We start from the raw sequence: 6,604 nt of genomic DNA on the forward strand, positions 1-6,604 counted from the left end.
CCGGCGCGGCCGAACTCGGCGACGCCGTCAGGGAGGCCGGCCCCGAAGCCGAGGTGTGGACCTTCGTGGGGGAGCGGCCCGCCATCTTCTGGCTGCGCCGGATGCTGTACGACACCTGTGTGCACCGGGCCGACGCCGCGCTCGTCTCGGGCTCCGCCTTCACCCTCCCGCCCGACCTCGCGGCGGGGGCGATCTGTGAGGGCCTGGAGCTGATGTCGACGCCGGGCAGTGAGCTCGTCAAACCAGCCCTGGCCGGACTGCGCGGGCAGGGTGAGACGCTGCGACTGCGGCCGGCGGAAGCGTCGCTGCCGGGGTGGCTGATCACCCGCACACCGGACGGAGTGACCTGGGACCGTGCCACGGCCGACGCCGATGTGGAGGTGAGCGCGCCCGTGCGGGACCTGCTGCTGATGTTCGCCCGGCGGCTGCCGGCCGACGACCAGGCGCTGAAGGTCACCGGCGACAGCACCCTGCTGGAACACTGGCTCGCCCGCACGGCCTTGTGACTGACGCACCGTCACATCCGGCTATCCCGCGCGTGCGAGCACGGCTTCGGCCACCGGCGCGTACCGCGCCCGTTGTGCCGCGTCCAGCGAGCTGTGCGTGGCGCCAGCGCCGCCGGCGTCTCGGCCCGCCAGTGCGTCTCGGCTTCCAGTGCCACCGGCTTGAGGACGAGTCCCCGGAGCGCCAGGTCTGTCCCTGGCCGCCCGGCAGCAGCCGGGGCGGTGTCCCGGAGGCGGCGCCGAAGGCGGCGAGCACGTGCGGGGGCGGTGCGCCGGGGGAGTCGCTCATGCCGGGGACCGTAGGGTCAGGGACGCTCGTCCGCAGGTGATGTGATCGCGCCCGGCGCCTCGGTGGAGCAGTGCGCCGGGCGCGTCGCCGCGTGTCACGGCGCCGCGTGTCACGGCCGCCGGTTCCGCGTGATCAGAACTGGGTGACCCGGCCGCCGCCGTCGCTCGCCGACTGCCACGCCTGCACACCCGCACGGGACGCCTCGCGGGCCTGGCGCCACTTGACCGCCGCCTGCTCGGACGGGCTCACGTCCATCCGGTGGAGCGCCTTACGTCCCGCAGTCAGCATGGCGAAGCCGGCGAGTGCCAGCCCCGCGCAGGCGAGCGCGGCGCCGGTCGCGGTGAGTACCGCTCCGGTCGTCAGGAGTCGGGTGTCGAGATCGGTCGTCCGCTGGGACTGGTGGCGAGTGCTCATGCCCCCACCCTGGGACGCGCCGCCGGGTCACGCACGCGGGCGTGGGCCATCCGCGTACCGCAGGCGGCGGACCGCCGCCACCCGCCGTGTGCTGAGATAGCTGCTGACCATGTACACGCCGGTGCGCGCACCGGTCACGGGAGGAACCTCGCTCCATGCGTAAAGCTCTGCTCGCCGCTGCCCTGATGTCGTCAACCGCCGTTCTGCTGGCCGGTTGTGGCGGCGGCTCCTCGTCGGACGCCTCGGGCGGCTCGGCGAAGGCCACGGCCGAACCGTCCAGGTCACCGGCGGCCGAGGCGCCCGCGACGCCGTCGGACAGCCCGGCCGCCGGTGCGGCGGACAGTTCGGCGGGCAAGGGCCTGGACGGCACCTGGCGGCCCATCAACGACGACAGCCCCATCGCCACCCTGACGGTCACCGGCACCAAGGTCACCACCACGGGCAAGCTCGCCTGTCCCGGCACGATAACGGGGGCCGGTACGAAGAAGCCGGTGCTCACCCTGGCCTGCCAGAAGCCGGACCCGGAGCGCACACGCGGCACCCTGGAGCGGAAGCCCGACGGCTCGGCCGTCGTCATCAACTGGGAAGGACCTGCCTGGGGCGGCATGATCGACAGCCTGAAGCGCGCCTGAGCCGGGGCGCGAACGGCATCATGACCGCCATGGCTCCCACCGACCCGCCCACTGACCTGCCCTCAGGCCAACTGCCCGCGCCACGAACCCTCTTCGGCACGCTCTGGCGCTGCACCGGCACACTCCTGCTCGCCCTGGTGGCTCTGGCCGCCGCGGCCTGGCTGGACGCGCAGTTCGACATCGACGGGGCGACGGCCTCGCTGCCGACGACCGTCGTGAGCCTGCTGCTCGGCGCGGCCACGGTCCTGTGGCTGCGGGTGGGCCAGGCATGGATCCTCCCCGTCCTCCTGGGCGCCGACACCGCCGGCCTCTCCGCGGCCGTCCTCATCAGCAGAGGCGTACTGGACGGCGGTCAACCGGACCGGGCCCGGCTGACCGACGGCACACTGAACGAGGTGCTGGCCGGTCTGGCGGCGCTCGGGATCGCGGTCCTGGTGGTGTCCGTCCTGTGGGCAGCCGTACGTGGACACCGGCACCCTGCCGTGCCGTTCCCCGCGAAGGACCCCCAGGCCGTCAGTTCCAGGGGAGCCGGGAGCGGTGGGTCCAGTACGCCGCCGGAGGCTCCGCCAGGTCCGTGACCAGCGGACTGAGCTGGTCAGGCCCGAGAGTGATCGCCGGGGCGCGCAGGTTCGAGTCGAGCTGGCCCGTGGTCACGGCGCCCGCGAGGACGACGTCGGACCACGGCTGCTGGAGCGCCGCCGCCAGCGCCACCGCGTCGTACGAGGTCTCCGTCGCCTCGGCGACCGGGCCGAGCAGCGGGTCGAGGCGCGCGTCGGGGCGGACGAGCCTGCCGTTGGCCAGGGCCTCCTTGACGATGACCATGCAGCCGGAGCCGTGCGCCTCGGCCAGGGCGGGTCCCGCCGACGGTTCGAGCAGGTTCCAGGTGGCCTGCACACTGCGGAACAGCGGGGCGCCGCCGACACTGACGTCGAGCGCCGCCCGGATGGTGTCGGCCTGGTCGGGACCGCTGGTCGTGATCCCGACCGTGACCCCCTCGGCGGCGAGCGCGGCGAGCCGCTTGTGCAGGCTGACGTCGGTGAGGGCGGGGCTGTCGGTCGTGACGGAGTGCACCTGGTAGAGGTTCAGCCGGGAGCCCAGCAGTATCCGTGACTCGGCGAGCTGCCTGCTGTAGGTGGCCGAGCTGTGGTCCTTGACCTCCTGCTGCTCGGCCTCGATCTGCCAGTCCGCCGTGTACGTGTAACCCCACTTGCTGCCGACGACCACCCCCGGCCGCTCCGAGCCGTCGTTCAGCCACTCGGCCAGGAACTCCTCGGCCCGCCCGTACGAGCGCGCCGCGTCGAAGTACCGCACCCCGCGCTCGTACGCGTGGTCGAGCACCTTGTGCGTACGCCGTCGCATCGCGTCCACCCCCCGCCCCGCCGGCAGGTCACGCTCCCGGTCGGACGTGATGTACCCGGGCCGCCCGAGTGCGGCCAGGCCCAGGCCGATCTGGTGCTGGGCGGAGTCGAGTGACGGCGGCTGTGTGGCCATGGGGACGGCTCCTCGTTCATGGGCGGCGGGAGAGGTACGCGGTACGGGCGGTGCGCGCGGGCCCGTGCGTGATCACCGTACCGAGCGCCCGCCGGTGGAGCGCGCGTACGGGAGCGGTGTCGGCGCCGCTCCGCGTCGCGCGGACACTCCCTAGCCGTCGATGTCGACCACCCGTGCCCACGCGGGCGGCGAGTCCGGCCGGTGGTCGGGATCGTCCTCGCGCCACGAATCGCCGCGCCGCCGGGGGAACAGGCCCACCACCGTCCGGCACGGCGGCCGGGCCTGCGGCCACGGCGTCTGACCGTCCGTCAGGACCACCACCACATCGGGGCCCGGCCGCGCCTTGAGCGCCCTGGCGAAACCCGTACGCAGATCCGTACCGCCACCGCCCATCAGCGGAATCCCCTCCCCACGGCAGAGCGGATGCACGAGGTGGGCCGCAGCGTCGCACGGCAGTACGGTCACGAGATCGCGACGGCCGCCCACCGCCCGGGAGATCGCGGCGACCTCCAGCAGCGCACTGCCGAGTTCGGTGTCGCTCACCGAACCGGAGGTGTCGACGACCACCGAGACCCGGGGCGGTCTGCGCCGCAGGCTCGGCAGGATCACACCGGGCAGCCCCGCCGAGCGCCGCGACGGCCGGCCGTAGCTGTAGTCCTCGCCCGCGCCGGACCCCGAGACCGCCGAGCGGATCGCCGCCCCCAGCAGCTCCCGCCACGGCTGCGGCGGGTGGAACGCCTCCTCCGCCCACCGCTTCCACCCGCGCGGCGCGCTGCCCGGCCGGCCGGTGAGGCCCTGCGCCACCAGGAAACGGACCCCGTCGCGTTCCTGTTCGCTGAGGCCGTGCGCCCCGTCGGGCCCCAGCTCCCACTCCCGTTCCCGGCCGTCGGCGCCGCTGCCGCAGTCCAGCCAGGCCAGCTCGGCGGTGTGCGGCCCGAGCCGGAACTGGTGCAGGTAGTCCTCCATCAGCTCTCCGGAGCGCAACCTCAACAGCGCCGGATGCACGGCGCCTTCGGGCCGTACGAGACCGTCGCCGTACACGTCGTCGTTGATCTCCAGGTCCGCGGCGATGTTCATCCGCAGCCGCTCCGCCGGGCCCGTCAGCCCGTGCGTCCGCGCGAACCTGTCGCCGCGCCCGTGGTGGTCGCGGAGCAGGTGCGACACCTCGTGCACCCACACACCGGCCAGTTCCTCGACCGGTGTGCGGTCGACGAAACCGGGCGACACGTAGCACCGCCAGTGCCGGTCGACGGCCATCGTCGGGACCGCGCGCGATGCGACCGTGTGCAGGGCGAACAGCGCCGTCGACAGATAGGGCCGGACCCGGGCGGCGTGCAGCCGGGCGGCGAAGAGCTTGTCGACGTCCAAGCCTCCCGGGTCGTCCGAGGTTCGCGGTGCGTCCGCGGTCGTCCCGACCTCCGCGCTCATCGGCCGGCCTTCGCCGCGACCTTCGTGCGGGCAGTCGTCCGGGCCGCCGCCCGGTCCGCGCGCTGCGACAGGGACACCGCCCCGGCAAGCTGCTCGATCGTGGGCGGCACCTCCCAGTCCGGCTGACGCAGCGTGGCGAGTGTCGTCGCCGGGACGACCACCAGGTCGGGAGCGCCCGTCTCGAGCGCCCGCACCAGGAGCGCCCATGCCGCGTCCCAGCGGACCTTGTCGGGGCGTTTGCGGACCGCGGCCACCACCCCGTCGAGCACGGCCTGGCGCAGATCGCCCCGCTCGGGGAGCGGAACAGCCAGAGGGTCGGCCAGCAGCGTCTCCGGGTCGGGCAGGTCCATCCGGTCGAGACCGGCCATCAGCTCAAGCCCCGCACCGTCGCCGACGGTGCCCCTGACCAGCAGGGCGAGCGCGTCCCGCGAGGCGTCGGCCGCCGTCGCGAAAGCGATCAGACACAGCGTCATCTCCCAGCTCCGGGGGGACGGCCACGGGCCGCCCCTGCGCGTCTCGGTGGTGGGCAGCCGGTGGACGAGCGCGGGCCGGGCGGCGAGCAGCCCGCACACCGCGCGCCGGGCGACGGCCACCGACTCGGACAGCCGGCCGGGGTCGAGCCGTGGCAGCGTCGCCCGGGGCCAGGTCCCGCCGAGGCCGCGTACGACCACGTCCTGGTCGTGCGCCCACTGCAGATGGACGAAACGGTTGGCCAGCGGCGGACTCAGCTCCCAGCCGTCGGCCGCCGACGACCGGGGGTTGGCCGCTGCCACGATCCGTACCCCCGGCGGCAGCCGCAGGGCGCCGACCCGCCGCTCCAGCACCAGCCGCAGCAGGGCGGCCTGCACGGCGGGCGGCGCCGTGGACAGCTCGTCGAGGAACAGCAGCCCCCGGCCCGCCCGTACCAGCCGTACGGCCCAGTCCGGCGGTGCCATCGGCACGCCCTGTTCGGCGGGATCGTCCCCGACGACGGGCAGCCCGGAGAAGTCGGACGGCTCGTGCACACTGGCGATCACCGTGGTCAGCGGCAGGTCCAGGGCCGCCGCCAGCTGGGTCAGCGCCGCCGTCTTGCCGATGCCGGGCTCACCCCACAGCAGTACGGGCAGGTCGGCGGCGACGGCGAGGGTGAGCGCCTCCAGTTGCGCGTCGGGGCGCGGTTCGGTGGTCGTGTCGCGCAGCAGTGTCAACAGCTCTGCGGCGACGTCGAGTTGGGAGTCATGGGCAGGTACGGGCATGAGTGATCACCTTGTGTGTGTCGGGTGGAACCGGATGGGGTTCGGGCGGGGCGATGCGAGGCGATGCGAGGCGATGCGAGGCGATGCGAGGCGATGCGAGGCGATGCGAGGCGGGGCAGGGTACGGGCGGCCGGTGGGTCAGCGAGCCGTCGTCAGGCGCGGGTGCGAGCGGTGGTGGCGGGGGCGACGCGGGCCCGGCAGGCTGCTGTCGGCGCTGGTGCCGATCAGACCCGACCGGTACAGCCCGTAGGTGATCCGCCGTCGCGCTGCTGCCTCCAGCTCGTCCCGGAGCGCGCCGGTCCGCAGCACCGCCTCGCGGCCCAGCAGGCCCTCGACCACGGCCAGCGCACCGGCGGTGTCGCCGTGGTCGAGCCGTTCGCGCACGCCGGTGAGGCAGTCGGGACGGCGGTGCGCCTCGTCGACGGCCCGCAGACAGGGGAGCGGCGTGCCGGTCAGCGCGACCAGCAGCTCCTCGCGGCGGATCTCGGCGGGGTCGTGGTCCAGCGGGACGAGCACCCCGTCGACCAGACCGATCCGGTGCTGAGCCCCACGGCACTCCACGAGGCGCGGCTGTCCCGCCCGGTCCTGGCTCGGCGGCGGGCCGCCGGCCGG

At 74.3% G+C, this 6,604-nt stretch carries 7 protein-coding genes and 1 pseudogene; 3 read left to right on the forward strand and 5 right to left on the reverse strand.

Going from position 1 to position 6,604, the window contains the following annotated elements; translation table 11 throughout:
- The coding region (locus tag HY68_RS24930; RefSeq protein WP_198533338.1) for a maleylpyruvate isomerase N-terminal domain-containing protein at nucleotides 1-506 on the forward strand (506 nt) is incomplete at its 5' end.
- Between the two features lie 418 nt (nucleotides 507-924).
- Here HY68_RS24930 and HY68_RS24935 read toward each other — a convergent pair.
- Nucleotides 925-1,206 (reverse strand): hypothetical protein, encoded by a 282-nt coding sequence (locus tag HY68_RS24935; RefSeq protein WP_041992516.1) that lies wholly within the window; start codon nucleotides 1,204-1,206, stop codon nucleotides 925-927.
- A 155-nt stretch (nucleotides 1,207-1,361) separates the two neighbouring features.
- Here HY68_RS24935 and HY68_RS24940 point away from each other — a divergent pair, with 155 nt between their 5' ends.
- On the forward strand, nucleotides 1,362-1,838 hold the full coding sequence (locus HY68_RS24940; protein WP_041992518.1) for a hypothetical protein: 477 nt from the start codon (nucleotides 1,362-1,364) through the stop codon (nucleotides 1,836-1,838).
- A 29-nt stretch (nucleotides 1,839-1,867) separates the two neighbouring features.
- Nucleotides 1,868-2,416, forward strand: a complete 549-nt coding sequence (locus tag HY68_RS24945; protein ID WP_157874386.1) for a hypothetical protein — start codon at nucleotides 1,868-1,870, stop codon at nucleotides 2,414-2,416.
- Here the strand turns inward: HY68_RS24945 and HY68_RS24950 are convergent.
- The 4 genes and pseudogenes from HY68_RS24950 to HY68_RS24965 all read right to left on the reverse strand — a co-directional run.
- Nucleotides 2,352-3,329, reverse strand: coding sequence for an aldo/keto reductase (locus HY68_RS24950; protein WP_041992524.1), 978 nt, complete (start codon nucleotides 3,327-3,329; stop codon nucleotides 2,352-2,354). The genes HY68_RS24945 and HY68_RS24950 overlap by 65 nt on opposite strands.
- 150 nt (nucleotides 3,330-3,479) lie before the next feature.
- Nucleotides 3,480-4,757 carry a VWA-like domain-containing protein gene (locus HY68_RS24955; RefSeq protein ID WP_041992527.1) on the reverse strand — a complete coding sequence of 426 codons (1,278 nt, stop codon included), beginning with the start codon at nucleotides 4,755-4,757 and terminating at the stop codon, nucleotides 3,480-3,482.
- The gene (locus HY68_RS24960; protein WP_041992530.1) at nucleotides 4,754-5,992 is read right to left on the reverse strand and encodes a MoxR family ATPase; all 1,239 of its coding nucleotides are present in this window, start codon (nucleotides 5,990-5,992) and stop codon (nucleotides 4,754-4,756) included. Before HY68_RS24960 ends, HY68_RS24955 begins: the two co-directional genes overlap by 4 nt.
- A 138-nt stretch (nucleotides 5,993-6,130) precedes the next feature.
- A pseudogene (locus HY68_RS24965) lies at nucleotides 6,131-6,604 on the reverse strand (hypothetical protein); the annotation flags it as partial.

It is taken from the genome of Streptomyces sp. AcH 505 (genome assembly GCF_000818175.1).
Taxonomy (GTDB): domain Bacteria; phylum Actinomycetota; class Actinomycetes; order Streptomycetales; family Streptomycetaceae; genus Streptomyces.